Source organism: Crinalium epipsammum PCC 9333, assembly GCF_000317495.1.
In the GTDB taxonomy this organism is placed as follows: Bacteria; Cyanobacteriota; Cyanobacteriia; order Cyanobacteriales; family PCC-9333; genus Crinalium; species Crinalium epipsammum.
On record NC_019753.1, the window covers coordinates 5,191,566 to 5,217,500 of the forward strand.

Genomic DNA, 25,935 nt, shown 5'->3' on the forward strand with positions numbered 1-25,935 from the left:
CGGGGAGATGAATGGCGACCAACTAATAAATTGAGCGTAGCGAATCCATTTTAGGCAAGCGTTTAATATAATCACGTATAACTTCAGACACAGAAAAATCCTTAGTTTTAGCATAAAGATTAATCTGTTCAAATTCTTCCTCAGTTAGTCTAACTTTAATACTTTTCTCTCTTGTCATAGTCCCACGAGTGGAGTACAATTGAAAATATAACACAGGTGAGATTTTACTGATGTTAGATGTTTTAAAGGTAAAAATTTATCCAAACAAGGGACAGCGAGAAGCACTGACTAAAAGCTTTGGCTGTTCCCGTTTTGTGTTTAATTATTACCTAAATAAAACTAACACTCAGTATCAAGAAACGGGTAAGGGAATGAGCTATTGTGATATGGCACTCGACTTAACCCAACTTAAAAAGCTATCTGATTATGAATGGTTAACAGAAGTAACTGCTGCTACCTTACAACAAACTCTTAAAAACTTAGAATCAGCCTTTAAGAATTTCTTTTTTAAAAGGGCAAGATTCCCCAAGTTTAAAAGTAAGCATAGGCATCAGTCAATCCGTTACCCTGAAAGCTGTTCAATCAAAAATGGTGGTTTAAAACTGCCCAAACTTGGAATTGTTAAAGCTTCAATCTCAAAAAGTATTAACGGTAAAATTAAATCTGTAACAGTTTCGATAAATAGCACAGATAAATATTTTGCAGCAATCTTATTTGAAACTGATGATTTAGCTGCTAAAAAGCAAGGGAAAATATCAGGGATAGACCTGGGATTAAACAGTTTAGTTACTGTATTTGATGGTGAAATTTATCAAAAAGTTGACCCCATTAAACCAACTCGTAAGTATGCCAAGCGTTTAAGGCGTAGACAAAAAGCTTTAAGTCGCAAAGTTAAGGGGTCTAATAATAGACGTTTATCGGTCAAAAAAGTAGCGAAAGTCTATGAAAAAATAACAAATACGAGACAAGATTTTTTGCATAAACTCTCAAGACAGTTAGTTGACGAAAACCAAGTCATTGTAGTAGAAAACCTTTGTATTAAAGGATTAGCACGTACTAAATTAGCAAAATCAATACATGATGCTGGTTTTGGAATGCTGCTTAATTTTATAGGCTACAAACTGGAACGAGAAAGCGGAACATTTATTCAAGTTGACAGATTTTTTCCAAGTACGAAACTTTGTAATTGCTGCAAGTTTAAGAATAATTCCTTGAATTTAAGTATTCGTGAATGGGTTTGTCCAAGCTGTCAAACTCAACATGATCGTGACGAAAATGCAGCAAGGAATATTAGGGAAGAAGGCTTGAAAATACTGTCAAATACGGTAGGACATACCGAATTACAAGCTTGTGGAGAGACTGTAAGACTTAATGGTGCTTGCATCAAAGAGCGGGTTTCATTGAGGCAAGAATCTCCCGTCACAGCGCAAGCTTGACGGCGAGAGTGTCAACTTTCCCATAACTTAGCCTGCGATTGTGAGATCATACAAAATAGTACAGGACTTACAGCGTAAGTCCTGCCTTAACGCAAAACATCCCTATTAGCTACGAGTCGCTTCTAATATGCGAGAGAAATAAAAGCGAGTACGAGTCATTTCCTGTCTTTGAACACTAAAACCTTGACTTTCCAAAATTTTGACAACATCAGCTTCACGATGCAAATAAGCACGAGTTGCTTTACTAGGACCAGGGAAAAAGCTACCAATTTTTTTGAGGATGCTTAAAGCACAAGTTTTTGGTGCAAAGCTGAGAATTATGCGAGATTCTGCCATAGCAGCAAGATGAGAAATCATCTCGGCTGCCTTATCTTGAGGATAATGGATCAACACATCTAGGCAAATCACCGTATGGTATTTACCAGTTAAAGCTTCTAAATCCTGCACACTGAAGGTAGGATTGCTAGTGTTACCTAACGCTGCCTCCGCTCTTTCCTTAGCTTCCCCAACCATTTTTTCAGATATATCACTGGCATTAACTTTCGCACCAGCTTCAGCCAGGGGAATACTCAAACTACCAACACCACAACCTGCATCACAAATAGATAAATCAGCCAAATTTCCATCTGCTTGCAGCCAATTCAACACCTGATCAACTGTCTGCTGATGTCCAGAGCGAATATCTAGCTGAACTTTATTCACCTCACCGTCGCCATATATCCGTCGCCAACGGTCAAACCCTGTGGAATTAAAATATTCTTTAACAACGGTTTTGTCATCAACTGCGTTCATAAAATAATTCTTGCGATTTTGTAATTGTTCCCAACGGTTAACTACTATACGGCTTAACTACTTCTATAGATATAGGCGATGGAGCTTAAATTTCAGGGAACAACCGTTTCCAAGTTAGTTCTGCGGTTGTTGAATCTAAATGCCAACGCAGTAAAGAATATTGATTTTGGTGATCTTCAGCAATAAATTGACTAGCAGAAAGGGAGGATAAATTAATAGCGCGTCGTGGTGTTTCTGTTGCAAGCGCGATCGCACTTTCAACTCCACAAATACCCCACTTAACTAAATTATGCACACCTGACAATAATGCTAAAGTAGTTCCCGACAACGTACCATCACTTAAGCGTGCAGTACCATTTTTCACTTCAATTTGCCTTGTATCCCAAGGATAAACACCATCAGGTAATCCCAAAGGTGCTAAAGCATCGCTGACCAAAAATATTCCTTGCTCATAACCACTTGCACGTAAAATCAACTCCAGCATGAGCGGCGAAACGTGCTGTCCATCAGCAATTATCCCACACTGCACATTTTGTTTCATCAGCGCCGCTCCTAATAATCCTGGTTCGCGGTGATGCAATGGTGGCATAGCATTAAAAGCATGAGTCACCATCGTTGCGCCTTGTGAAAATGCCTGTTGTGCTTGACTTGCCGTAGCTTGCGAGTGTCCTAAACTAACAGTAATACCCAACGAACGTAAATAAGGAATTACCTCACCAGTTGTATCTAATTCTGGTGCTAAAGTGATAATTTTTACAATGTCTGCATAATTACTTAATACTTGTTTGACATTATCAATGGTTAGTGGTAATAAATATTCTGATGGATGTGCGCCACGTTTTTCTAGATTTAAAAAAGGTCCTTCTAAATGAACCCCAAGAATTTGTGCTGCTGTTGATTTTTGCCCTTGAGGACTGGATACAAAATCTGATATTACTGAGAGCGATCGCACAATATTCTCAACAGAAGTAGTAACCAGCGTTGGTACAAACCCATCAACACCCTGTAACCACAGCAATTGACAAATTTTCTCTAATTTATCGCCATCAGCAGAAGTTAAATCTGTAAAAGCTAAACCTAAACCTCCATTAATCTGAAGATCAACCCCACCAAGAGATATCCAATCACCTTCTACATCCAACACTTCCAAATCTGGTGGCGGTATCCGTTGCAACACAGTATCCATTGACAGAATTTTCTCGATTCTGCCCTCACGCATCCAAATTTGCTGTAATCCTTGATAACCTGGGATTCGAGCATTAATCAGATCAACAGGTAAAGAACTTTTACTATTTGCGACGTTTACCATTTCTTGCTTAAACAAAATGCGACCCAATACTTAATCTACGTCTAAGTTGCTCCACATTCAAAAATATATAGCAGTTAGCTAGCTCACCGTCAGCTTTTCTATTTAATGATTTCTCTATAAGTTTCACCCCTACAACTTGTCCTCAGCTTTGTGTCCCTAGCTATAAAACCAAAAAAATCCCCTCTGGTGTTGACACCGGAGGGGATTACTAAAAAATTAGTTATCGCCGTAACTGATATCGACTAATTTGACCCAGTAGCAACTCTATTAACATAAAAATCAGAGTTGAACGTTAACTGCAAATCTTGTCTTGGGTCAATTATGATTACTTGATCCTGTTGCTGGGTAGTAGGAGTTTGACCCGTGAAAATACTGCCCAAAATATTTATGGGATTGACACTTTGACCAAGAACCCTTCCTAAAATTGCTTGAGCCGCAGCCGTTATAGCAGCATTTTCAACTGTACCTGTATTAACACTACTCGCCTGCTGCTGCTGACCAGTGACTATTCGAGAAGTTGCATCAATCTGATCGTAAGATTGATTACCAATGATTAGTCTACGTGCATCAAACCGCATCCCCAAAAATTGATTACCAGAAGAAAGCGGAGATAAGCGACCTTCAATTTGACTATTTCTGGGAATCAATATTTCGTTAGCACTGTTTCTGATATCTTGATCAACAATTAGGGTGAGGTTAGGAATACTTTCATTAGGCAATAGTAAGATGCGAGGGCGAGCATCTGCTCCTCTCACAACAATTGTTTGACCTGATCTCACCCTAAGATTAGCATTCTGAGTAGTACCATCAGTTGTAGCACCAACAATGTATCTGTTTACAGCAGTGGTATCTAAGGTTTGTGCTTGTCCTTGATTAACCATTGCTTGATAAAGAAAAGCTGCTACCTCACCACGAGTAGTAATCTGATTTGGTCGCAATCTATCTACTACAGGATAGTTAACCACCATTCGCTTTTCTGTAGCAGCAGCTACCTTATTACGAGCATATTGAGGAATTTCCGTAGCATCTTGATATGCTCGCAGAATAGTACTGGTAGAACCTTGGGGATCTATATTCAAACCACTGGTTAAGGTTACTAATGCCTGAACTCTGGGAATCTTCGTATCAGGGGCGAAATTAGTTGTCGTCACACCTGACATAAAGCCAGTTTTATAGGCTTTTTGAATTTTGTTGTATGCCCAGTGGTTTGTAGAAACATCCCTAAATGTGTATCCCTGTGGGCGAGTTTCTCTATTATTAGGAAAGGCAGCTTGCACAAGTGCCGCAAACTCAGCGCGAGTTACTGCTTGATCTGGTTTAAAAGTGCCATCTGAATATCCACTAATAATCTTTTGATCTGCTAACGCCTCAATGAAGGGACGCGCCCAGTGATTATTAACATCCGAAAAATCTGCTGCTGTTGCTGGAGCAGATATTGCCAAAGGCACAACTGCATTAGCTGTTATTCCGAGAGCTACTAAGGCGGCAGTTTTTGATGTAAAACCTGAAAAAATACTCATTGAAAAACTCCTCAAAATTTTGTTAAAAGTTTACACTATGAAGGCTATTTTTTTTCAAAATCACCAATCTGGTTTTAAAGGTGACATCTGATAGCGTTGAATGGTAATATCATTCATTTCTTATTTATAGTAGGCATTCTGGTTAAGAATACCTTGCTGTTTCTTATGTCGAAATTGGGTAGTACGAAGTTCCCCATACTAGACAGATTAATAGAGGGTCAAACTCCACATCCATAAATTAATTCTTTAATGTTATAATATAAATTATATTTTTTTATGTGCATGATGTAAAAATAATAATCCGCATTGGAGTCGGAAGGATTATTATTAGCTAAACAAATAGCAGATTGTGCATAAGCAAGGTGCGATCGCACATTACTCTCCACTAGCTTTATTCATATAAAAATCTTCCTTGAAACTTAACTGTAAATCTTTCTTTAGGTCGATAACAATTAAATCATTTTGTCTTTGATTGCGAGTAGGTCGGTTGCTAATTATTGTGGTGACAATTGGTACAGGATTAATCCGATAGCCAGCCAACTTACTAACAAGCACTTCTGCGGCTGTTACCACAGCAGCTTCTCCTAATCTTCTGTAGTTATAAGTCACGGGTTGCCTATCGGTGAGCATTGGTGAAGTTACATTAATGTTGTTATATAAGCGATTACCAATAATTAGCCGTTCCGATAAAAATTGTACACCTATAAACGTCGAATTATCATAACGAGATACTAACTGACCTTGAATTTCACTATTTTTAGGAATTACAACCTCACCTTGTGAGTTTTTAATATCTTCAGTAATTAGCACGTTGAGAGAGGTTGTTTGTCCAGGCACTAAAGTTAACTTATCTGCACCACGGTAGGCAGCTTTGATGATTGTATTTTTTGAAACTTTATACTTTTGAGAGAATAACTCCTGATTATTACGGTCATTTCCTTCGGTGTTGCTGCGGTTATTCGGTATAGTATCTACCGATGTATCCGGTGCAGGCTGAGTTTCAGGTTGAACTTGCACAAGGTAACGCCTAGCTTGTGTACTTTGAGCAAGTGGCACGTCATGATTAGGCAGATCAGAAAATGTTGCTGCTGTAGCTGCGGTGTAAATTCCCAACGGTGCAGTAATACTTACTGTTATTGCTAAAAAAAGTAATCTTGAACTGTTAAATGACAAACCTCTAAACTGAACCATAAGGACACACCAACTGGGTAAGCTATATATTGACGTTACAAGTAGCTAAAAAGTTCCTATTAAATGTAATAATTACCCATGACTAAGCATAATTTACTATCTATGAATGCAACTCGGTATTAGCATGAATAAACCACTAATTGGCATTATCATGGGTAGCGATTCCGACTTGCCGACAATGCAAGGTGCGATCGCAATTTGTGAAGAATTTGATATTCCCTGTGAAGTCGCCATCGTCTCTGCTCATCGTACACCAGACCGCATGGTGGAATATGCGAAAGTTGCACACGAACGCGGCATTAAAGTAATTATCGCTGGTGCTGGCGGCGCAGCACATCTTCCTGGTATGGTTGCCTCTCTCACTCCCCTACCTGTAATTGGAGTACCAGTCGCGACTCGCAACTTACAAGGCGTTGATTCCCTTTACTCAATTGTACAAATGCCTGCTGGTATCCCTGTTGCTACTGTTGCAATTGGTAATGCTAAAAATGCTGGTTTACTCGCAGTGCAGATTTTGGCATCCCACCAAAGCGAGTTACTTGCAAAAGTTCAGCAATATCGCCAAAATTTAGCTCAATCCGTATTAGATAAGCAAGCACGCCTAGATGAATTAGGCTATCAGCAATATTTAACTAATCAAGATTATTCTCATTAACTGAGGTTTAGTCATCTATCTGAAGATAGGTGTTGATAGTGGTATTGATTTAGCAGCAGATACCTACCTAGATTTTTTATTTTCACCAAAAATTTGTATCCTCTGATACAGAAATCGACTGTTCAGGGATACAAGATTTGGTACATCTACAATACAAAATTTCTTGTTAGTCGTGCCAAAAGTAAGTTTGGTGCAAAGTTTATTAATTTACCTCTTTTGCTAGCTGAATGCCATCATTAACCAAATACTGGATTATGTTGAAACAAGGGCTGATGCCAAAGCTGTCTAAAACTCAAAGTAAGCGAACTGACAACTCAGCGCTTGCGCTATCGCAATTAAATTGGCAGGGTACTGTACGCCGGACTGCCAAAAGTTTTCGGCAATTGCAACTAACAATCAAGCGTTTATCACCAAGTTGGCAAGCTTGTCTGCCCATAGCAAGCTTAATTGTATTGTTTTCAGCTTATGCGGCAGTTGCTCAAGATACTGCCCCAACTGCTCCTGGTATTACAACTACAGACTTGAAGGTAGCAATGGATACCTTATGGGTAGCGATTGCTGCTTTCCTAGTGTTCTTTATGAACGCGGGTTTTTGTATGTTGGAAACTGGCTTTTGTCGTCAGAAAAACGCTGTAAACGTGCTTGCCAAAAACTTAATTGTCTTTGCCCTGGCAACAATTGCCTTCTGGGCAATTGGTTTTGGCTTAATGTTTGGTGACGGCAATGATTTTATTGGCACAAGTGGATTTTTTCTCAATGGAACTGATAACAGTCCAGCGATAGGAGAAGCTTACCAAGGCGTATTCAGTTCTCTTAATTGGACTGGTGTCCCCTTAAATGCTAAGTTTTTGTTCCAACTCGTGTTTGCGGGTACTGCTGCCACAATTGTTTCTGGTGCAGTAGCAGAAAGAATTAAGTTTCTTGACTTCTTGATCTTTAGTATTTTACTCGTAGGTATCGCTTATCCCATTAGCGGACATTGGATCTGGGGTGGTGGTTGGTTAGCAGATATGGGTTTCTACGACTTTGCTGGCTCAACAGTCATTCATTCATTTGGTGGTTGGGCTGCACTCATGGGAGCAGCATTTTTAGGTCCTCGCATTGGTAGATATCAAGATGGTCAAGTTATTGCTATACCAGGGCATAACATGAGCATTGCCACATTGGGTTGTTTAATTCTGTGGTTAGGTTGGTTTGGCTTCAACCCAGGCTCAACAATGGCAGCCGATCCAAATGCGATTACGCATATTGCTTTGACAACTAACATGGCGGGTTCGGCTGGTGCGATCGCAGCTACAATTACAGCTTGGTTGTACTTAGGTAAGCCAGACTTATCCATGATCATCAACGGTGTTTTAGCAGGGTTAGTAGGCGTTACAGCTTCCTGCGCTTACGTGAGTATGACCAGCGCCTTAATTATTGGTGTAATTGCCGGAGTTTTAGTAGTTTTCTCTGTCACCTTCTTCGACAAGCTCAAAATTGACGATCCAGTGGGTGCAACTTCGGTTCACCTTGTCTGTGGTATTTGGGGAACTTTAGCAGTTGGTTTATTCAGTGTTGGTCCTGGTGGCTATCCCTGGATGGTTGATTTAGCAGGTAAACCAGTTGGTCCACATGGTTTATTGTTCGGTGGTGGATTAGGAACACTAATTCCACAGCTAATTGGCATTATCTCTGTAGGCGGTATGGCTGTACTTGTGAGTAGCATTTTTTGGTTAGCACTCAAAGCTACATTAGGTATCCGTGTAACTCCAGAAGAAGAGATGGAAGGGTTAGATATTGCGGAACATGGCATGGAAGCCTACAGTGGTTTTAGCAACGAAACAGGCTCAGGTGCTTTTGCAGAGGCAGGGATAGACAGAGGCAAGGGTGGTTTCTCTGGTGGAGTTATCTCGTAGCTTTTAGCTAAGATGTTGCACCTATTGCGATCAATCGCTAGCCGTTTCAACCTTAAATCTGTATAAATCTACATTTAAGCCCACTAAAGCGATCTAGAAATTTTAGTGGGTTAGTTTTTATTTTCATCATCTATCCTATGATTTATTTTTATAAAAGTATTTTGTAACTTGTGATACAGAATTGCGATTGATGAATTGGTGCAATCAAATTTATGCCTAAAGTTGCTGGTGGGGAAGGATCTAAACAAGTGTTCAAGAAAGTTTTACTCGTAGGGATAATTGTTCTGTGGATGCTAAGTTTCCCGCTTGCGGGTAGCGCATACGCTCAAACAGCAGATGAAGTGACTATTGATACTGGTGATACAGCATTTATGTTGATATCAGCAGCACTTGTGCTGTTAATGACACCAGGGTTAGCATTTTTTTATGGTGGATTAGTGCGATCGCGCAACGTCCTCAATACAATGATGATGAGCTTCATTTTGATTGCGTTGGTAGGGGTTACTTGGGTGCTATGGGGCTATAGTCTGGCTTTTGCCCCAATTTCTGTTAGTGGAGATTGTTCAAACCTACCAGACAGTATTCAACTTAATGCCAATCCGATTATAGGTAGCTTAAACTGGCTATTTTTAAACAACGTTGCCTTTGATCAACCAGATCCAGTTTGCTACGCCCCAACCATTCCGCATCAATTATTTATGGTGTACCAGATGATGTTTGCCATCATCACACCTGCTCTAATTTCAGGAGCAATAGTTGAGCGGATGAGTTTTAAAGCCTTCTTCTCGTTTGTAATCCTGTGGTCTACCTTTATTTATGCTCCCTTGGCTCACTGGGTTTGGGGCAAAGGTTGGATCTTTTCAATGGGGGCATTAGACTTTGCTGGCGGTACAGTAATCCACATCAGTTCCGGCGTTTCTGCTGTGGTGGCAGCTTGGGTAATTGGTCCTCGCAAAAACTTTATGATTACACCTGCCGCACCCCATAACGTACCTTATGTCTTACTAGGCATTGGTATGCTGTGGTTTGGCTGGTTTGGTTTTAATGCTGGTAGCGCTTTAGGAGCAGGAGCATTAGCAACCGTCGCATTTGTCGCCACAATGGTATCGGCGGCGGCTGGTGGTCTGACTTGGGTAATTATAGAATGGGGACTAAGAGGTAAGCCAACTGCGATTGGGATTGCGAGTGGATTTTTAGCCGGATTGGTAGGCGTTACCCCAGCAGCAGGATTTGTCACCCCAATTGGAGCGATTCTAATTGGTTCAATCACCTCTCTTTGCTGCTTCTATGCTGTCAGTCTGCGGGCAAAGCTACAGTTTGATGACTCTTTGGATACCTTCCCGATTCACGGAGTTGGTGGTACTGTAGGAGCTATTCTGACGGGCATTTTTGCTACTAAAGCTGTTAACGAAGCAGGCAACAATGGCTTGCTGTCTGGCAACCCAGGACTATTAATCCCACAGATAGTTAGTGTCATTGTTACCTATATATTTGCCGCAGTAGGTACTTATGGAATTCTCAAGCTTCTAGGATTATTCATGGAACTACGGGTTCAACCTAACTCTGAGGATCAAGGTTTGGATATCACTGAACATGGTGAAGAAGGTTATGGGGAGGAGTTTGCTTCTGGATTGAGTTTTGTTGATAAAGGGGTTTAAATCAGTTATCAGTTATCAGTTATCAAAAAAAGGCTTACTGATAATTGATAATTGATAATTGATAATTAGATAATTGATTACGTGAAACTCTTTCCTACTTGGGCAGTCTTCGCCTTAGCTACTAACATTTTTGTGCTAACGCTGATTCTACGGAATCACAGGTTTTCCGTAAGCATGGCACAACAAGTGAGTAATTTCACGCCTCAACCTTGGCATTGGAGTAAAACTGTGCCACAACCAAGTAAATCAAAGCAAAATGATTTACCGTTGGGCGGACAGCTAAGTTATCAAGATTGGATTGACATACTGCGACGCGAAGCTAAAGCCAAGGCTTCCCAGCAGCGACAAAATTTAAGCATCATCGCTGGTGACTCTTTAAGTAGATGGTTTCCCGACCACCTGTTGCCTCAAGAGCGTATTTGGCTAAATCAAGCAATTTCTGGGGAAACTTCTACAGGTTTACTAAAAAGATTATCTTTATTTGATCAGACTCAGCCAGAAATCATTTTTGTGATGATTGGGGTTAATGATCTACTTCGGGGATTACCAGATGATCAGCTTTTAGCGAACCAGCAAGAAATTATGCGTTATTTGCGGCGATCGCATCCCCAGTCGCAAATTGTCTTCCAATCAATTTTACCTCATGCTGGGGCAAGTTCTAGCTGGGAAGGTCGCGATCGCTTGCTGAAGGTGAGTAACATTCGCATCCGTGAGCTTAATCGCAAACTAGCTGCGATCGCCTCAACCGAAGGTGTTAAGTTTCTCGATCTTTACCCGCTATTTGTTAACGAACAAGGCAACTTGCGCCCCAGCCTCAGTACCGATGGCTTGCATCTCAACTACCAAGGATATATGGTTTGGCGATCTGCGTTGCAAGTTTTTATCCAACTGAAAACACCCGCGCGATTTTCACATCTTGATAAATCCCTGCCCAGTCCAGCACCTAGTAAGATTAAAGAGAATTAAACTCTGATGCACGCACATTTACAGGACACGGCGCATGGATACAAAAGCTTTTAAAAGATCACTCCACAGTTCAGAAAATTACCATCGCAAAGGATTTGGTCACGAAGCAGAAGTGAATGGTGTCCTGAAGTCGGAGTATCAAAGCAATTTAATTCAACAAATCAGGGAAAATAACAACACACTGCAACGCGGTGAAGTTACTATCCAGTTAGCACAAGCATTTGGCTTTTGTTGGGGCGTAGAAAGAGCCGTAGCAATGGCTTATGAAACTCGCCAGCATTTTCCTAATGAGGATATATGGGTAACTAATGAACTTATCCACAATCCTTCTGTAAATCAGCGTTTGGAAGAAATGCTCATCCGCTACGTTCCAGTAGATGCAGGAAATAAAGACTTTTCTGTAGTTAATTCTGGTGATGTAGTGATCTTACCCGCATTTGGGGCAACTGTTCAGGAAATGCAACTACTTAATGATAAAGGTTGCAAAATTATTGATACTACTTGTCCTTGGGTTTCTAAAGTTTGGAATACTGTTGAAAAGCACAAGAAAAAAAATTATACCTCAATTATTCACGGTAAATATAAGCACGAAGAAACAGTTGCTACAAGTTCTTTTGCCGGAACTTACTTAATTGTCTTTAATATGGCAGAAGCCGAGTATGTCTGCAATTACATCCTCAATGGCGGTAATCGTGATGAATTTATGTCAAAATTCAGCAAAGCTTGTTCAGTTGGGTTTAATCCTGACACTGATTTAGAACGAGTAGGCATTGCTAACCAAACAACAATGCTGAAAACTGAAACTGAGCAGATTGGTAAGCTGTTTGAGCATACTATGATGAAAAAGTATCCGCCAGATGAGCTAAACGAGCATTTTCAAAACTTTAATACTATTTGCGATGCTACTCAGGAACGCCAGGATGCGATGTTTGAACTGGTGAAGGAAGATTTGGATTTAATGGTTGTAATTGGTGGATTCAATTCATCTAATACCACTCAGTTACAGCAAATTCCAATTGATAGAAATATTCCTTCTTATCATATTGATAGTGCGGTGCGGATTCACCCAGAAAATCGCATTGAGCATAAACCAATAGGAAAAGATTTAGAAGTAGTAGAAAATTGGCTACCTGAAGGTAAAGTTGTTGTGGGAATTACTTCTGGCGCTTCTACACCAGATAAAGTAGTCGAAGAAGTAATTGAGAAGATTTTTGAGTTAAAAGCTGTTGCGGCTGTGGTTTAAAGCTGGTTGGTAAGATATGTGCGATCGCATTGCCTTAGTATCAAATTACCATAGGAAAGATGCGATCGCGCTTTTTACATTAAACGTCACTTGTTGCGTAATTCTTGTATAGTTATTTGTTGTTAACAAAAGAAAAATTTTCCATGTCAAAAGAATTAATTGAACAAGCGGTTGCTGGCTATTTTGACAATATGGTAGCTATGAACCCCCAAGGCTGGGTAGATAATTTTGCTGAAGACGGAATTGTTTATGATCCAGTGGGTAATCCACCAAGTATTGCACATGAAACTTTTCAAGATTTTTTTGGAATGTTGTCTAGTTTCTTTAAAAACATAGAAATATCAAAAGACTCAATTTTTATTTCTGCAAATCAGGCAGCAGTTAAATGGACTATGAAAGTAGTTGCTAAAAATGATAAAAATGCCTCTACCGAAGGTATTAGTATTTTTGAAATTAACGAAGCTGGCAAAATTCAAAAAGTTTCAGCTTATTGGGATGATACTGCTTTAAGATCGCAATTGCAAGGCAGTAAAAATAGTTAGTATCAAATAAGTAACATCAGCAATAGTATGTCTAACCCAAATCAACGCTCTCAATGGGATTTTGGCAGGTTTTTTCAAACTTTGGCATATTTTGAAGTTATTCCTTTTTTGGGTTGCCTAACACGGTTATTACAAGGTAAAGCTAAGGATAACGCCAATAAACCATTAGGAGACAAAAACGTGGGAGTGATACTGGTAGCTGGTGCGACTGGTGGTGTGGGTAAGCGAGTTGTGCGGCGACTAATTGAGCAAGGTTATCAAGTGCGATCGCTCGTTAGAGATTCTACCAAAGCGTCAGAAATTTTAGGCGATCGCGTCGAACTAATTGAGGGAGACATCACCATCAAAGAAACCTTGACTCCCGCAGTAATGAAAGACATTCAAGCCGTTATCTGTTGTACAGGTGTAAAAGTCCAACCTGTAGAAGGAGATACACCAGATAGAGCTAAATATTATCAGGGTATCAAGTTTTATCTGCCCGAAGTCGTCGATAGTCCAGAAATCGTAGAATATCAAGGCATAAAAAATTTAGTTGAAACCGCAGCACCATATCTCCAACCTACCATAAAAAAGAATATCTTTGATTTCACTAATCCATCCAATGAATTAAAAGACATTTGGGGCGCTGTAGATGATGTTGTCATGGGTGGAGTTAGTGAAAGTAGCTTCAGACTTAATCAAAATACAGCTTTATTTAGTGGTAATGTTTCCACTGACAATTCTGGCGGTTTTGCTTCAGTTAGAACCAAAAACTTTAGCCCACCTTTTAATTTAAATGGTTATGAAGGAATAGAACTACGAGTTAAAGGAGATGGTAAGCGCTATAAATGCCTTCTGCGTACAGAATCAAAATGGGATGGCGTGGCTTATTCTTATTCCTTTGATACCGCCTACAACGCTTGGATAACTGTTCAAATTCCCTTTAATAAATTAATTCCAGTATTTCGCGCTAAAACCTTACCTACTGCTGAACCTATTAACAGTAGCCAGATTTGTGCATTTCAATTAATGCTAAGTAAATTTGAGTATGACGGAGAATTTAACCCGTATTTTGAAGCAGGTATTTTTTCCTTAGAAATTGAATCTATCAAAGCTTATGGTGGCGTAGCTAAACCTCAATTCATTATGATTAGTTCAGCAGGTGTAACTCGCCCTGGTCGCCCTGGTATTAATTTAGCAGAAGAACCGCCAGCCGTTAGAATGAACGATCAATTAGGGGGAATTCTCACCTGGAAATTACGCGGAGAAGATAGTGTGAGAGACAGTGGTATACCTTACACTATTATCCGACCTTGTGCATTAACTGAAGAACCAGGCGGTAAGCAGTTAATTTTTGAGCAAGGAGACAATATTAAAGGAAAAGTTAGCCGAGAAGATATAGCTCAGTTGTGTGTACAAGTGTTAGAACAACCACAAGCTTGTAATATCACATTGGAAGTCAAAGAGTCAGAAGATAGTGGTGTTAATAACTGGGATAATTTGTTTGCCAACTTAAAACATGATAATTAAATATTTTAGAAATTAAATTTAACTTCACTAATAGCTATCCGAAAAATTATCATAGAAAATATCTGCGTTTATCTGCGTGTATCTGCGGTTAAAATTTCTTAAAATTATTTTTCGGATATGCCCTAATTAGGGAGTATGGTAAAGGTTTGGTAACGGGTAACTATTCAGTATTATGTCTGTGATAAGTATGTCTAAGTAAAGGATAAAAATATGCTAGGTGCGATCGCAGGCGATATAATTGGCTCAATCTACGAATTTGACAATATCAAAACTAAAGATTTTCCCCTATTTAGTGATGATTCAGAATTTACAGATGACTCAATCCTCACTGTTGCTGTTGCTGATACTATCCTGAATGGCGGCAATTATACTGAGAAATTTAAACAATATTTTCAAAGTTATCCTAACCCAAAGGGAGGTTACGGAGGAAGATATTTGCGCTGGGCATCATCCGACAATAGTGAACCATATAATAGTTTTGGAAATGGTTCAGCAATGCGCGTTAGTCCTGTCGGTTTTGCTTTTAATGATTTAGATTCAGTATTACTTGAAGCGAAACGCAGTGCAGAAGTTACTCACAACCACCCGGAAGGAATAAAAGGCGCTCAAGCAACTGCATCTGCAATCTTTTTAGCACGTACTGGTAATAGTAAAGATGCGATTAAATCTTATATTCAAAATACCTTTGGTTATGACTTAGAACGCACAACCGAGCAAATAAGACATGGTTACACATTTGATGTTTCTTGTCAAGGTTCTGTGCCAGAAGCAATCATTGCTTTTTTAGATTCTACAGACTATGAAGATGCAATTCGCAATGCCGTATCTATAGGTGGCGATAGTGACACGATCGCTTGTATTACAGGTGGTATTGCTCATGCTTTTTATGGCATACCAGATGCGATCGCACAAGAAGTATTATCCCGTCTAGATGAACTTATGTATAGCGTGACTACAAAATTTATGTCCAAGTACGGTATCTCTTAAATTTTAGTTTCATATCCTTTAATTAAATTAAGTAATGCTGAAAGTATTTGCAGATCGCGGTGGTACATTCACAGATATTGTTGCTATTACTAATAATCAGACAATAATCAACAGACTTGTAAAATATAGCGAACGCTTTTTAATTGTTCCGCTTCCTAACCAACAATGGGTAATAGTATATAAATTACTTTCAGAAAAATCCGAACAATATCAAGATGCAGTTATCCAAGGTATCAGAGATATTATTGGTATTTCCAGCACAGAAAGTATTTCTAGTGAAGCAATAGAAATAGTAAAAATGGGGACAACAGTAGCAACAAATGCACTGTTAGAGAGAAAAGGCGATCGCGTTTTACTTGTAATTACTAAAGGCTTTAAAGATGCCCTACAAATTGGCTACCAAAATCGCCCAAATATCTTTGCGCGTCAGATCATTTTACCAACAATGCTTTATGAACAGGTAATTGAAGTAGAAGAACGCTATGATGCTCACGGAAAAGAATTAATACCCGTCAATATTGAACAAGTTAGGGAAGATTTACAAACAGCTTATAAAACAGGAATCCGTAGTTGTGCCATTGTTTTTATGCACAGCGATCGCTATCCCTACCACGAACAACAAATAGCGCAAATTGCCCAAGAAATCGGCTTCACCCAAATATCTATATCCCATCAAGTTAGCCCTTTAATGAAATTAGTTAGCCGAGGGGATACAACCGTAGTAGATGCTTATTTAACTCCTATTCTACGTCGCTACGTCAACCAAGTAACCCGTCAGTTACCAGGAGTCAAATTAATGTTTATGAAATCTGACGGGGGTTTAGTCGTAGCCGAACAATTTCAAGGAAAAGATAGTATTTTGAGTGGTCCTGCTGGGGGCATTGTCGGTGCAATTAAAACCAGCAAAAGAGCAGGTTTTGAATTAGTTATTACCTTTGATATGGGAGGAACAAGTACAGATGTTGCCCACTTTAAAGGAGAGTATGAACGACAATTAGAATCTGAGATTGCTGGCGTAAGAATGCGAGTTCCCGTATTAGCAATTAATACCATTGCTGCTGGTGGCGGTTCAATTTTATTTTTTGATGGTTCTAGTTATCGTGTGGGTCCCGAATCTGCTGGCTCAAATCCTGGTCCAGCTTGTTACCGACGCGGGGGATTATTAACAGTGACAGATGCTAATGTCATGTTAGGAAAAATTCACCCCCAATATTTTCCTGCTGTCTTTGGAACTGAGGGAAATTTACCTTTAGATCAAGATATTGTCAAACAGCAATTTACACAATTAGCCCAAAAAATTGCAACTGCCACAGGAAATAATTATACTCCAGAACAAGTAGCTGCTGGATTTATTGCGATCGCAGTCGAAAATATGGCAAACGCAATTAAAAAAATCAGTTTGCAACGAGGTTATGATGTCACCCAATATGCCCTTTGTTGTTTTGGAGGTGCAGGAGGACAAGTTGCTTGTTTAATTGCTGATACTTTAGGAATGAAAACAATATTTCTCCACCCTTACGCAGGAGTTCTATCTGCTTATGGAATGGGATTAGCTGATATCCGTGCAATTAGAGAAGGGGGAGTAGAAAAACCTTTAAACCAAACCTTAATTCCTACCTTACAACAACTAATGGACTCATTAGAAACCCAAGCAAGAAGTGAACTTAATCCCCAAAAATCCCACCCCCTAAAAGCAAAGCCCGCGCAGGGGGGCTTCGTTAATATAGCCCCAGGCTTTAGCCTGGATGACAACGAAGAAGAAACAATCAAAAAAGTTAACTTAAAATATGAAGGTACTAACTCTACATTAAACGTTAATTTTGCCGATAGCGTAGCAGTAATGCGGCAAGAATTTGAAGCTGAACACCAATCACGTTATGGTTTCATTCAATTAGAGAAAACCTTAATTGTAGAATCTGTATCAGTAGAAGTAATTCAAAGAATGGAAACTCCAGAAGAACCCAAAATTACTCGTACCAGTCCTATAAATGAAGCCCCCGCGTCTGTGGAAACAGTACAGATGTTTACTGCGGATAAGTGGCATGATACACCTGTTTATCGACGGGAAGATTTACAACCAGAAGATACTATCATCGGCGCTGCAATCATTGTAGAAAAAATTAGTACAATTGTAGTTGAACCTAACTGGGAAGCAAGATTAAATGAACATAATCATTTAATTTTACAGCGTCAAAATTCATTAATCTATAATGGTGCTACCGAAAAGCTCCCCTCCCCTTATTAAGGGGAGGGGTTGGGGGTGGGGTAATACGTTTAATTAACTTATAATTATTGATTGGGTTACGCGATCGCACAATCCAACTACCTTAATAAAAGATTTATTTTTGAAATCAAATTTTAGATAATTAACCACAGATAAACACAGATGCACACAGATGGTATAAATGATTAAAAGCAAAAAATATAATAATGTATAATTTAATTTTATTCAACCCCACCTGTTTTATTTTCTGTCCCAATTATAAAAAATAAAGTTCAAAAATGCACACCACATCTCAACCCGATCCTGTTCGTCTAGAAATCTTCAAAAACCTATATCAATTTATTGCAGAACAAATGGGTATTGTTCTCCAAAATACCTCAGCATCAGTCAATATTAAAGAAAGATTAGATTTCTCTTGCGCTATTTTTGATGCTTCAGGCTTATTAGTCGCTAATGCCCCCCACATTCCTGTACATTTAGGCTCAATGAGTGAAAGTGTCCGCAGTTTAATTAATGAGAAAAGCGACACTATCAAACCAGGAAATGTATATTTATCAAACAATCCCTATAACGGGGGAACCCATCTTCCTGACGTAACTGCAATTACTCCTGTTTTTGATGAAGACGAAAAACAAATTATTTTCTATGTTGCTGCGCGTGGACACCAAGCAGATATCGGAGGAATTACCCCTGGATCAATGCCTCCGCACAGTACCACAGTAGTAGAAGAAGGAATTTTATTTGATAACTTTCTTTTAGTTGAACAAGGCAACTTTAGGGAAATACCCACACGAAATTTATTATTAGCTCATGCTTATCCCGCCCGTAACCCAGACCAAAACATAGCCGACTTTAAAGCACAAATTGCCGCCAATGAAAGGGGAGTTATTGAACTGCATAAGATGGTGTCTCAATACACCCTCGAAACAGTCCAAGGTTATATGAAATTTGTACAAGATAATGCTGAGTCAGCAGTCAGAAAAGCAATTGACGTTCTCGAAGACGGTTCATTTACTTACGAAATGGATAACAGCGCACAGATTAAAGTTAAAGTGACCATTAACCGAGCAAATCGCAGTGCTACAATTGATTTTACTGGTACATCTTTACAACTAAATAGTAACTTCAATGCTCCCAAAGCTGTAACTCAAGCCGCAGTTTTGTATGTCTTCCGTACTTTAGTCGATGATAATATTCCTCTCAATGCTGGATGTCTTAAACCGTTAGAAATTATTATTCCCTCTGGCTGTATGCTAAACCCAATTTATCCAGCAGCAGTAGTAGCAGGTAATGTAGAGACTTCTCAAACTATTGTCGATGCTTTATATGGCGCTTTGGGTGTAATGGCTGCTTCTCAGGGAACGATGAATAATTTCACCTTTGGGAATGAGCGATATCAATATTATGAAACCATCTGCGGTGGTTCGGGCGCAGGGGATAACTTTGATGGTACTGATGGAGTTCATACCCACATGACTAACTCCCGCTTAACTGATCCAGAAGTTTTAGAAACCCGCTATCCTGTACAAGTAGAAAGCTTTAGTCTTCGCCCCAATAGTGGCGGTAACGGCAAGCATTCCGGCGGTAACGGCGTGATTCGCCAAATCCGGTTTCTAGAACCGATGACAGCTAATATCCTCTCTAACCATCGGATAACTCCGCCCTTTGGGTTACAGGGAGGAGAAGCAGGACAAATAGGACGCAACTGGATACAACGTCAAGATGGAACCCAAGAAAATTTAAACAGTACAGCAACCGTAGAGATGCAACCAGGAGATATTTTTGTGATAGAAACTCCAGGGGGAGGAGGATTTGGTAAAATCTCCTAATGTTTGCATTACGGAAGGCTATTGTAATTTATCTGCGTTAATCTGCGTCCATCTGCTTTCATCTGCGCCTGTTAAAAATCTTAGGACTTGCCAAAAGCTACAGCTAACCATGTTCATAGGTATGCTAAATGCTATTACGATTAGGGACAAATGGGAATTGAAATGATTATTAGTGCTGAACACTCCCGCGATCACGGCATTATTGTGATAGCAATTAATTTATTTGGTATTGCCAAAGCCTTACCGTTGAATTTATTAATTAACTGTAGCTATAGAAAAACCGAAGTCTATGAATGTCAACCCGATGCTTCTTATTACATCGGGGAACGGGCTAAACTTGTACCTCAAGGCTCTGCGGTAGTAGATTTAGAACAATTCGCACCACCTGATTTGGTGATCGAAGTTGCAGATACTTCCCTTGCTGATGACTTAGGCACAAAGCGATTGATCTATGAAAATATTGGAGTAAGTGAGTATTGGGTAGTAGATGTGCAGAAAAATCAGGTAATTGCATTTGCGATCGCAGATGGTGGAAGTAGACGCATCACCCAATCACAAGTGTTACCTGGATTACCGACAGCAACTATCGAATCCGCACTGCAACGCAGTCGCCAAACAGATCAAACTCATGTAGGCGCTTGGTTATTAACTCAGCTTCAAAATTCTTAACACTTCCTAAAACTGAAAAAAATTGCACTACCCAACCCAAAATCCCAAATTAGGGTCAGGTGGTTGGGTTCAACAGCTTGCTATACTTACGACTGATAGACGGTATTAGATCAACCTTGATTCTTAGACAATGCAGCCAACTGACCCTACCAAATTTACTGAAAAAGCTTGGGATGCGATCGTAAAATCGCAAGATGTAGCTCGTCGCTTCAAAAATCAGCAGCTAGAGGTAGAGCATTTGGCGATCGCACTTCTAGAACAAGATGGACTGGCAACGCGCCTATTGTCTCGTGCTAACGTAGATGTATCCAGCCTCAAAACCCAACTAGAAACCTTCGCATCCCGACAACCCAAAGTAGGTCAACTTGACCAACTATATTTGGGTCGCTCATTGGATGTAATGTTAGATAGGGCTGAAACAGCTAGATCTAGTTGGCAGGATGAATTTATTGCGATTGAACATTTATTAATCGGCTTAATAGAAGATGAAAGAGTCGGTCGCAAATTAGCCAAAAGCTTTAACCTAGACTTACCAAAGCTAGAAACTATTATTAAGGATGTTCGGGGAAGCCAAAAAGTTACCGATCAAAATCCCGAAGGACGCTACGAAGCCTTAGAAAAGTATGGACGCGACCTCACCGAACAAGCAAAAGCTGGCAAAATTGACCCTGTAATTGGACGAGATGAAGAAATTCGCCGTGTAGTACAAGTATTATCCCGTCGTTCAAAAAATAACCCTGTATTAATTGGGGAACCTGGAGTTGGTAAAACTGCCATCATCGAAGGATTAGCCCAACGTATTGTTAAAGGCGATGTGCCAGAATCTTTAAAAAACCGCAAGTTAATCGCCTTAGATATGGGCAGCTTAATTGCTGGCGCTAAATATCGCGGAGAATTTGAAGATAGACTGCGGGCAGTATTACGAGAAGTTACTCATTCAGATGGTCAAATTGTCTTATTTATAGATGAGTTACACACCGTCGTTGGTGCTGGTGCGCCTCAAGGCGCAATGGATGCAAGTAACTTACTCAAACCCATGTTAGCGCGGGGTGAATTGCGTTGTATGGGCGCAACCACCTTAGATGAGTTCCGCAAACATATTGAAAAAGATGCCGCTTTAGAACGCAGATTTCAACAAGTTTACGTTAAGGAACCAACGGTAGAAGATACTATTTCTATACTGCGAGGCTTGAAAGAACGCTACGAAGTTCATCACGGTGTAAAAATAACTGATTCTGCCTTAGTAGCTGCTGCAACTCTTTCTAACCGCTACATTTCAGACCGATTTTTACCAGATAAAGCAATTGACTTGGTAGACGAAGCTGCTGCTAAGTTAAAAATGGAAATAACTTCCAAACCTGCGGAACTAGAAGCAATTGATCGGCGGTTGATGCAGCTAGAGATGGAAAAATTATCTTTAGCAGGAGAAAGCGATCGCAAAGCTGTTACTACTGTTTATAGTTCATCGCGGGAACGCTTGGAACGGATTGAACAGGAAATGGGGATTTTACGGGACAAACAAGAACAATTTAACTCTAAATGGCAAGGTGAAAAGCAACTTTTAGATGCCATCAATGCCATGAAGGAGGAAGAAGACCAGCTTAAGGTACAAATTGAACAAGCAGAACGTGCTTATGATTTAAATAAAGCTGCTCAACTTAAGTATGGACGATTAGAAGGTGTGCAGCGCGATCGCGAAGCTAAAGAAGCTCAACTTTTAGAAATTCAAACAGGCGGATCTGCTTTATTACGCGAACAAGTATCCGAAGCTGATATTGCTGAAATTGTCGCTAAGTGGACAGGTATCCCCGTTAACAGTTTACTAGAATCAGAACGCCAAAAACTTCTCAAACTCGAATCCCACCTACATCAACGGGTAATCGGTCAACAAGAAGCCGTTGCCGCCGTCTCTGCGGCTATTCGTCGCGCCCGTGCTGGGATGAAAGATCCTGGTCGTCCTATTGGTTCTTTCCTATTTATGGGACCAACAGGGGTAGGTAAAACAGAACTTGCCCGCGCCTTAGCGCAGTTCCTCTTTGATAGTGAGGAAGCTTTAGTGCGAATTGATATGTCTGAATACATGGAGAAACACGCCGTTTCTAGGTTAGTCGGCGCACCTCCAGGGTATGTAGGATATGAAGAAGGCGGTCAACTTTCCGAAGCAATACGTCGTCGTCCCTACTCGGTGGTACTTCTAGACGAAGTTGAAAAAGCGCATCCTGATGTCTTCAATATTCTATTGCAAGTATTAGACGATGGCAGAATTACAGATTCTCAGGGTAGAACTGTTGATTTTTGCAATACCGTAATAGTAATGACCAGTAATATTGGCAGTGACCATATACTGAATATTTCAGGTGATGATTCTCAATATGATGAGATGCAGAAACGAGTAACAGATGCGTTGCGATCGCACTTCCGTCCCGAATTTCTCAACCGCATTGACGACTTGATCATCTTCCACACCCTGAACCGTAACGAACTCAGTCAAATCGTTAACATTCAAATCAAGCGTATTGAACAACTATTAGCTGACCAAAAAATTAAAATAGAACTCTCCCCAACAGCCCAAGCCCACCTAGCAGAAGCAGGCTACGATCCAGTTTATGGAGCAAGACCTCTAAAACGAGCAATCCAAAGGGAACTTCAAAACCCCATTGCTACCAAAATCCTCGAAAATACCTTCCTTGAGGGGGATACAATTTTAGTCGATTCTGACAATGATTCTCTCACATTCAGCAAAAAAGCGCTACTAACCTTGCCAGAGGTTCAGATTGTCCAAATCTAAGTAATTGACCTGCCAACTATATAACAGAGGCAGGCAATTATTTTTATAAACAATTAGCTTGAGAGTATGCTAGAGCAAAGGAATAAGAAAAAGCAATGGAACGCGGTTTACTTTGGCTACCCCTACTCTTCACATTTATTTGGTTAGCATGGTCAGGTTGGAATGAATATCAAAAAGTTGAAGCTTATCGTAGTTGGGCATCTCAATTTGACCAAGCTAAGTATGATATATATGCAGTTTTAGGTCAGAAAGGCAAAGAAGTAACCTGGGGCAAGCCTACTCGCAAAGGAATAATTAATTTACAAAATTTTTCTCTTAAGAATGTCCAAGCTATTCAGCTTTTAGTAAATAATCAAGTAATAAACTTAGCGGAACTTCCTGACAAAGGCAATAAGATTTTTTTGGAATTTAGGTTTTCACAGTCTAATAATTCAACTAAAATTCCTTTTACAGAAGTTGATTTGGCAGCTAAATGGGCAAAATACCTACAGCAAGAATTAGAGCGTTGCCAACAATCAACGACTAATTAATTAGCTAGTTGCCTCTCTCCCCAAGAAGTAAATAGGGAAAACGCAAAACGTTAGACTAACTCAGCTAATAATTTAAATTCATAAGTATAGCAACGGACAGCAAGCCTAGGGCAATGATAAAATTTCAACCCTTAATCTTGTTGACCTACTTACCTAAAAAAAAAATAATAAAAGTTTTTACAAAATAGTATTAGTTTGATATCGAATAAATTATTCTTAATATTTATGTAACCTTAGTTTGCCAAGTTACGATGATTAGATATTTTATTTTAGGCAATACCATAAATAAGTGCTGTATTGGCAAAGGTGTAGTTTTTTACCGTTAGCAATTCTTTGACACCACAAATTTTTGCCCCCAATGCAAGCAAATATAAGATTGTTTGCCGAGTGCGATCGCAAATGACGGCAATATCAAGACAAAATTCACTACGAAGCAACATGGATGGAACAGCAAAAGAGATTAGTGCCACTGGCTGCCTAGTTCTCATCTTCCCAATAGCGTTTTTGCTTGCCTTTATATTCGTCGCTTGGCCAGTACTATTGACGCTAGTATTGCTAGGCGTTACTTTAAGGCTTTGGCAAGAATATCAATGGCAACAGTCAATCCAAAAAGTTAATCCATTTTTCCAGCAGCTACTCAAGGAAAACCAAGGCGCGATTACAGTAACCGACTTAGCACTGAAAGCCAATGTCTCTGGTACAGTAGCGAAACACTACTTGAATTCAAAAGCACAAGAATTTGGCGCTCGAGCTTTTGAATATGCAGACCGAGGCATAGTGTATTACTTTATAACCGCTAGTACTCTAGGTAGTTTATTGGATCAAAGTGAACCAACCAGCCTTGAGGAGCGCAAACCCGTCAAAATTAGCACTCCCATTACAAAAATAGGGGAAACTGAACCACCTACCCTAGAGCAAGTCAAACAGATTGCATCTAGCACTTTAGTTAAGATTGAAAGCAATAAACCGTCAGTCAGAACTAATAACGAACCTATTAAATCTAGCACTCTAGGTAAAATATTCGACGACAGCGAACCGGATTACCCAGAATCAAACCAACTATCTCAAGATTATGCTTCACCATCTCAAACAGAGAAACAGCCATTTGCACAATCCCAAAGCGATCAACAGCAACAAGTAGCAAAACCTATTGAAACACAGATCACGCCTGAATCTTTGATTCAATCAGAACTAGCCAAGCGGCTTGATGTTCATTCCAGCACAATCTTGAAACGCAGATCCGAGCGAGACTTTCCAGAATGGAGTCGCAGTCGAGATCCAGAAGGAATTGCTTGGAAATACTCACCCAGGAAAAAGCTATTTTTTCCACAGCAATAAAACTTACGCAGAACTTCTATATATAGTAAGGGCTAGGTAACCTAGCCCTTGCAGATGGTGTAAATAACCCATTTTTGCGTAAGTTCTGAGCCATAAAAATAACAGTAATGGTGCGATCGCGTAGCGTCGTCAAGAGCGAATCGCGCTTTATGGGTGTATATTCTACACTTGGCACTTATGAGAAATCGTTTTCCATCTACCAGGCTAAAAGCCTCCTATATTGACGGCTAGGGCGATTCTCTATCTTTGCCAGTTGTTTTACATCAAGCAGTAATTATCCTTTAATACCCACTTTTGCCAAGATCAATGCGATCGCACCTTAAATATCAGTAATTACTGCGCTCATCTGATAAATAATGCCACCATTACATAAAAATTTTATAACAGAAAACTTCAGAATTAATTGCAATAATATATGCCATCCTCAATAAAGCTGCTCATCCTCTAAATTTATTAAATCTTCATGTTTCAACAGCTAAATAAGCAATCAATTCCCTGGTTCACCATTGCCATTATTGGTATTTTTATCTTTTCAGTTAGCTTACGCTTTTGGGGCTTAGGTCGCTTTAACACCCTAGTATTTGATGAAGTTTACTACGCTAAATTTGCCAACAACTACTTAACACGAACACCCTTTTTCAACGCCCATCCGCCTCTGAGCCAATACATAATTGCGATCGGCATCTGGCTGGGTAGTCACTTCCCTTTTGGAAACGATACGGTCAATGGCTTAACAGGTTCCCTGCGTTCCCCTATTAGTTACCGTTGGATCAATGCTCTGACAGGTTCATTTATACCTTTAGTAGTTGCTGGGATTGCCTATCAATTAACTCACCGACGTAGCTATGCAC

The 25,935-nt window shown here is 39.8% G+C and carries 23 protein-coding genes (1 of these 23 cut by a window edge); 16 read left to right on the forward strand and 7 right to left on the reverse strand.

All coding sequences use genetic code 11. From position 1 onward, the window contains the following. Positions 1–22: 22 nt before the first annotated feature. A complete protein-coding gene (locus CRI9333_RS22545; protein ID WP_015204132.1) occupies positions 23–178 on the reverse strand; it encodes a CopG family transcriptional regulator in 156 nt (51 codons plus the stop codon). Between the two features lie 52 nt (positions 179–230). Between CRI9333_RS22545 and CRI9333_RS22550 the strand changes: the two genes are divergently transcribed. Continuing rightward, positions 231–1,436, forward strand: a complete 1,206-nt coding sequence (locus tag CRI9333_RS22550) for an RNA-guided endonuclease InsQ/TnpB family protein (RefSeq protein ID WP_015205471.1) — start codon at positions 231–233, stop codon at positions 1,434–1,436. Between the two features lie 105 nt (positions 1,437–1,541). Here the strand turns inward: CRI9333_RS22550 and bchM are convergent, their stop codons facing one another. From bchM to CRI9333_RS22570, 4 genes are all read right to left on the reverse strand, one after another. After that, on the reverse strand, positions 1,542–2,228 hold the full coding sequence (bchM, locus tag CRI9333_RS22555; RefSeq protein ID WP_015205472.1) for a magnesium protoporphyrin IX methyltransferase: 687 nt from the start codon (positions 2,226–2,228) through the stop codon (positions 1,542–1,544). A gap of 85 nt (positions 2,229–2,313) precedes the next feature. Beyond that, positions 2,314–3,537, reverse strand: a complete 1,224-nt coding sequence (gene nagA, locus CRI9333_RS22560; RefSeq protein WP_015205473.1) for an N-acetylglucosamine-6-phosphate deacetylase — start codon at positions 3,535–3,537, stop codon at positions 2,314–2,316. A gap of 242 nt (positions 3,538–3,779) precedes the next feature. Further along, positions 3,780–5,057, reverse strand: a complete 1,278-nt coding sequence (locus CRI9333_RS22565) for an S-layer homology domain-containing protein (RefSeq protein WP_015205474.1) — start codon at positions 5,055–5,057, stop codon at positions 3,780–3,782. Positions 5,058–5,432: 375 nt separating this feature from the next. Further along, positions 5,433–6,248, reverse strand: a complete 816-nt coding sequence (locus tag CRI9333_RS22570) for a hypothetical protein (RefSeq protein ID WP_015205476.1) — start codon at positions 6,246–6,248, stop codon at positions 5,433–5,435. A 124-nt stretch (positions 6,249–6,372) separates the two neighbouring features. On the opposite strand from CRI9333_RS22570, the gene purE reads away from it, so the two are divergent. From purE to CRI9333_RS22635, 13 genes are all read left to right on the forward strand, one after another. Beyond that, complete coding sequence (purE, locus tag CRI9333_RS22575; RefSeq protein ID WP_041226936.1) at positions 6,373–6,903, forward strand: 5-(carboxyamino)imidazole ribonucleotide mutase; 531 nt, start codon at positions 6,373–6,375, stop codon at positions 6,901–6,903. A 227-nt stretch (positions 6,904–7,130) separates the two neighbouring features. Beyond that, entirely contained in the window at positions 7,131–8,801 is a 1,671-nt protein-coding gene (locus CRI9333_RS22580; RefSeq protein ID WP_015205478.1) for an ammonium transporter, read from the forward strand. 290 nt (positions 8,802–9,091) lie between these two features. Then, complete coding sequence (locus tag CRI9333_RS22585) at positions 9,092–10,459, forward strand: ammonium transporter (RefSeq protein WP_041226937.1); 1,368 nt, start codon at positions 9,092–9,094, stop codon at positions 10,457–10,459. A 174-nt stretch (positions 10,460–10,633) separates the two neighbouring features. Then, the gene (locus CRI9333_RS22590) at positions 10,634–11,425 is read left to right on the forward strand and encodes a GDSL-type esterase/lipase family protein (protein ID WP_015205480.1); all 792 of its coding nucleotides are present in this window, start codon (positions 10,634–10,636) and stop codon (positions 11,423–11,425) included. 34 nt (positions 11,426–11,459) lie between these two features. Next, positions 11,460–12,668, forward strand: a complete 1,209-nt coding sequence (locus CRI9333_RS22595) for a 4-hydroxy-3-methylbut-2-enyl diphosphate reductase (protein WP_015205481.1) — start codon at positions 11,460–11,462, stop codon at positions 12,666–12,668. A 143-nt stretch (positions 12,669–12,811) separates the two neighbouring features. Then, positions 12,812–13,210, forward strand: coding sequence for a nuclear transport factor 2 family protein (locus tag CRI9333_RS22600; protein WP_015205482.1), 399 nt, complete (start codon positions 12,812–12,814; stop codon positions 13,208–13,210). A gap of 27 nt (positions 13,211–13,237) precedes the next feature. Continuing rightward, positions 13,238–14,719: a CIA30 family protein gene (locus CRI9333_RS22605; protein ID WP_015205483.1), complete on the forward strand. Its 1,482-nt coding sequence runs from the start codon at positions 13,238–13,240 to the stop codon at positions 14,717–14,719. A 210-nt stretch (positions 14,720–14,929) separates the two neighbouring features. After that, on the forward strand, positions 14,930–15,706 hold the full coding sequence (locus CRI9333_RS22610; protein ID WP_015205484.1) for an ADP-ribosylglycohydrolase family protein: 777 nt from the start codon (positions 14,930–14,932) through the stop codon (positions 15,704–15,706). Positions 15,707–15,740: 34 nt separating this feature from the next. Next, positions 15,741–17,951 (forward strand): hydantoinase/oxoprolinase family protein, encoded by a 2,211-nt coding sequence (locus CRI9333_RS22615; protein ID WP_015205485.1) that lies wholly within the window; start codon positions 15,741–15,743, stop codon positions 17,949–17,951. 257 nt (positions 17,952–18,208) lie between these two features. Then, positions 18,209–19,759 (forward strand): hydantoinase B/oxoprolinase family protein, encoded by a 1,551-nt coding sequence (locus CRI9333_RS22620; protein ID WP_015205486.1) that lies wholly within the window; start codon positions 18,209–18,211, stop codon positions 19,757–19,759. A gap of 150 nt (positions 19,760–19,909) precedes the next feature. Continuing rightward, complete coding sequence (locus tag CRI9333_RS22625; RefSeq protein WP_015205487.1) at positions 19,910–20,428, forward strand: Uma2 family endonuclease; 519 nt, start codon at positions 19,910–19,912, stop codon at positions 20,426–20,428. Between the two features lie 130 nt (positions 20,429–20,558). After that, entirely contained in the window at positions 20,559–23,216 is a 2,658-nt protein-coding gene (gene clpB, locus CRI9333_RS22630) for an ATP-dependent chaperone ClpB (RefSeq protein WP_015205488.1), read from the forward strand. A gap of 95 nt (positions 23,217–23,311) precedes the next feature. Then, positions 23,312–23,746, forward strand: coding sequence for a hypothetical protein (locus tag CRI9333_RS22635; RefSeq protein WP_015205489.1), 435 nt, complete (start codon positions 23,312–23,314; stop codon positions 23,744–23,746). A gap of 269 nt (positions 23,747–24,015) precedes the next feature. Here CRI9333_RS22635 and CRI9333_RS27035 read toward each other — a convergent pair whose 3' ends face one another. Beyond that, the gene (locus CRI9333_RS27035; RefSeq protein ID WP_157462377.1) at positions 24,016–24,186 is read right to left on the reverse strand and encodes a hypothetical protein; all 171 of its coding nucleotides are present in this window, start codon (positions 24,184–24,186) and stop codon (positions 24,016–24,018) included. On the opposite strand from CRI9333_RS27035, the gene CRI9333_RS22640 reads away from it, so the two are divergent. Then, positions 24,185–25,084 carry a hypothetical protein gene (locus tag CRI9333_RS22640; RefSeq protein WP_015205490.1) on the forward strand — a complete coding sequence of 300 codons (900 nt, stop codon included), beginning with the start codon at positions 24,185–24,187 and terminating at the stop codon, positions 25,082–25,084. The two genes, CRI9333_RS27035 and CRI9333_RS22640, sit on opposite strands and share 2 nt — an antisense overlap. A 16-nt stretch (positions 25,085–25,100) precedes the next feature. Here CRI9333_RS22640 and CRI9333_RS27040 read toward each other — a convergent pair whose 3' ends face one another. After that, positions 25,101–25,259 (reverse strand): hypothetical protein, encoded by a 159-nt coding sequence (locus CRI9333_RS27040; protein ID WP_157462378.1) that lies wholly within the window; start codon positions 25,257–25,259, stop codon positions 25,101–25,103. 288 nt (positions 25,260–25,547) lie between these two features. On the opposite strand from CRI9333_RS27040, the gene CRI9333_RS22645 reads away from it, so the two are divergent. Beyond that, positions 25,548–25,935, forward strand: partial view of a dolichyl-phosphate-mannose--protein mannosyltransferase gene (locus CRI9333_RS22645; RefSeq protein WP_015205491.1) — the start only. The gene runs 1,088 nt beyond the window's last position; 388 of the gene's 1,476 nt are visible here — the first part of the coding sequence; its start codon is at positions 25,548–25,550; its stop codon lies off the right edge, out of view.

Bases quoted from the DNA above. Each gene is read 5' to 3' on its own strand.
- CRI9333_RS22545 (WP_015204132.1), bottom strand. From the start codon at position 178: ATGACAAGAGAGAAAAGTATTAAAGTTAGACTAACTGAGGAAGAATTT.
- CRI9333_RS22550 (WP_015205471.1), top strand. From the start codon at position 231: ATGTTAGATGTTTTAAAGGTAAAAATTTATCCAAACAAGGGACAGCGA.
- bchM (WP_015205472.1), bottom strand. From the start codon at position 2,228: ATGAACGCAGTTGATGACAAAACCGTTGTTAAAGAATATTTTAATTCC.
- nagA (WP_015205473.1), bottom strand. From the start codon at position 3,537: ATGGTAAACGTCGCAAATAGTAAAAGTTCTTTACCTGTTGATCTGATT.
- CRI9333_RS22565 (WP_015205474.1), bottom strand. From the start codon at position 5,057: ATGAGTATTTTTTCAGGTTTTACATCAAAAACTGCCGCCTTAGTAGCT.
- CRI9333_RS22570 (WP_015205476.1), bottom strand. From the start codon at position 6,248: ATGGTTCAGTTTAGAGGTTTGTCATTTAACAGTTCAAGATTACTTTTT.
- purE (WP_041226936.1), top strand. From the start codon at position 6,373: ATGAATAAACCACTAATTGGCATTATCATGGGTAGCGATTCCGACTTG.
- CRI9333_RS22580 (WP_015205478.1), top strand. From the start codon at position 7,131: ATGCCATCATTAACCAAATACTGGATTATGTTGAAACAAGGGCTGATG.
- CRI9333_RS22585 (WP_041226937.1), top strand. From the start codon at position 9,092: ATGCTAAGTTTCCCGCTTGCGGGTAGCGCATACGCTCAAACAGCAGAT.
- CRI9333_RS22590 (WP_015205480.1), top strand. From the start codon at position 10,634: ATGGCACAACAAGTGAGTAATTTCACGCCTCAACCTTGGCATTGGAGT.
- CRI9333_RS22595 (WP_015205481.1), top strand. From the start codon at position 11,460: ATGGATACAAAAGCTTTTAAAAGATCACTCCACAGTTCAGAAAATTAC.
- CRI9333_RS22600 (WP_015205482.1), top strand. From the start codon at position 12,812: ATGTCAAAAGAATTAATTGAACAAGCGGTTGCTGGCTATTTTGACAAT.
- CRI9333_RS22605 (WP_015205483.1), top strand. From the start codon at position 13,238: ATGTCTAACCCAAATCAACGCTCTCAATGGGATTTTGGCAGGTTTTTT.
- CRI9333_RS22610 (WP_015205484.1), top strand. From the start codon at position 14,930: ATGCTAGGTGCGATCGCAGGCGATATAATTGGCTCAATCTACGAATTT.
- CRI9333_RS22615 (WP_015205485.1), top strand. From the start codon at position 15,741: ATGCTGAAAGTATTTGCAGATCGCGGTGGTACATTCACAGATATTGTT.
- CRI9333_RS22620 (WP_015205486.1), top strand. From the start codon at position 18,209: ATGCACACCACATCTCAACCCGATCCTGTTCGTCTAGAAATCTTCAAA.
- CRI9333_RS22625 (WP_015205487.1), top strand. From the start codon at position 19,910: ATGGGAATTGAAATGATTATTAGTGCTGAACACTCCCGCGATCACGGC.
- clpB (WP_015205488.1), top strand. From the start codon at position 20,559: ATGCAGCCAACTGACCCTACCAAATTTACTGAAAAAGCTTGGGATGCG.
- CRI9333_RS22635 (WP_015205489.1), top strand. From the start codon at position 23,312: ATGGAACGCGGTTTACTTTGGCTACCCCTACTCTTCACATTTATTTGG.
- CRI9333_RS22640 (WP_015205490.1), top strand. From the start codon at position 24,185: ATGGATGGAACAGCAAAAGAGATTAGTGCCACTGGCTGCCTAGTTCTC.
- CRI9333_RS27035 (WP_157462377.1), bottom strand. From the start codon at position 24,186: ATGTTGCTTCGTAGTGAATTTTGTCTTGATATTGCCGTCATTTGCGAT.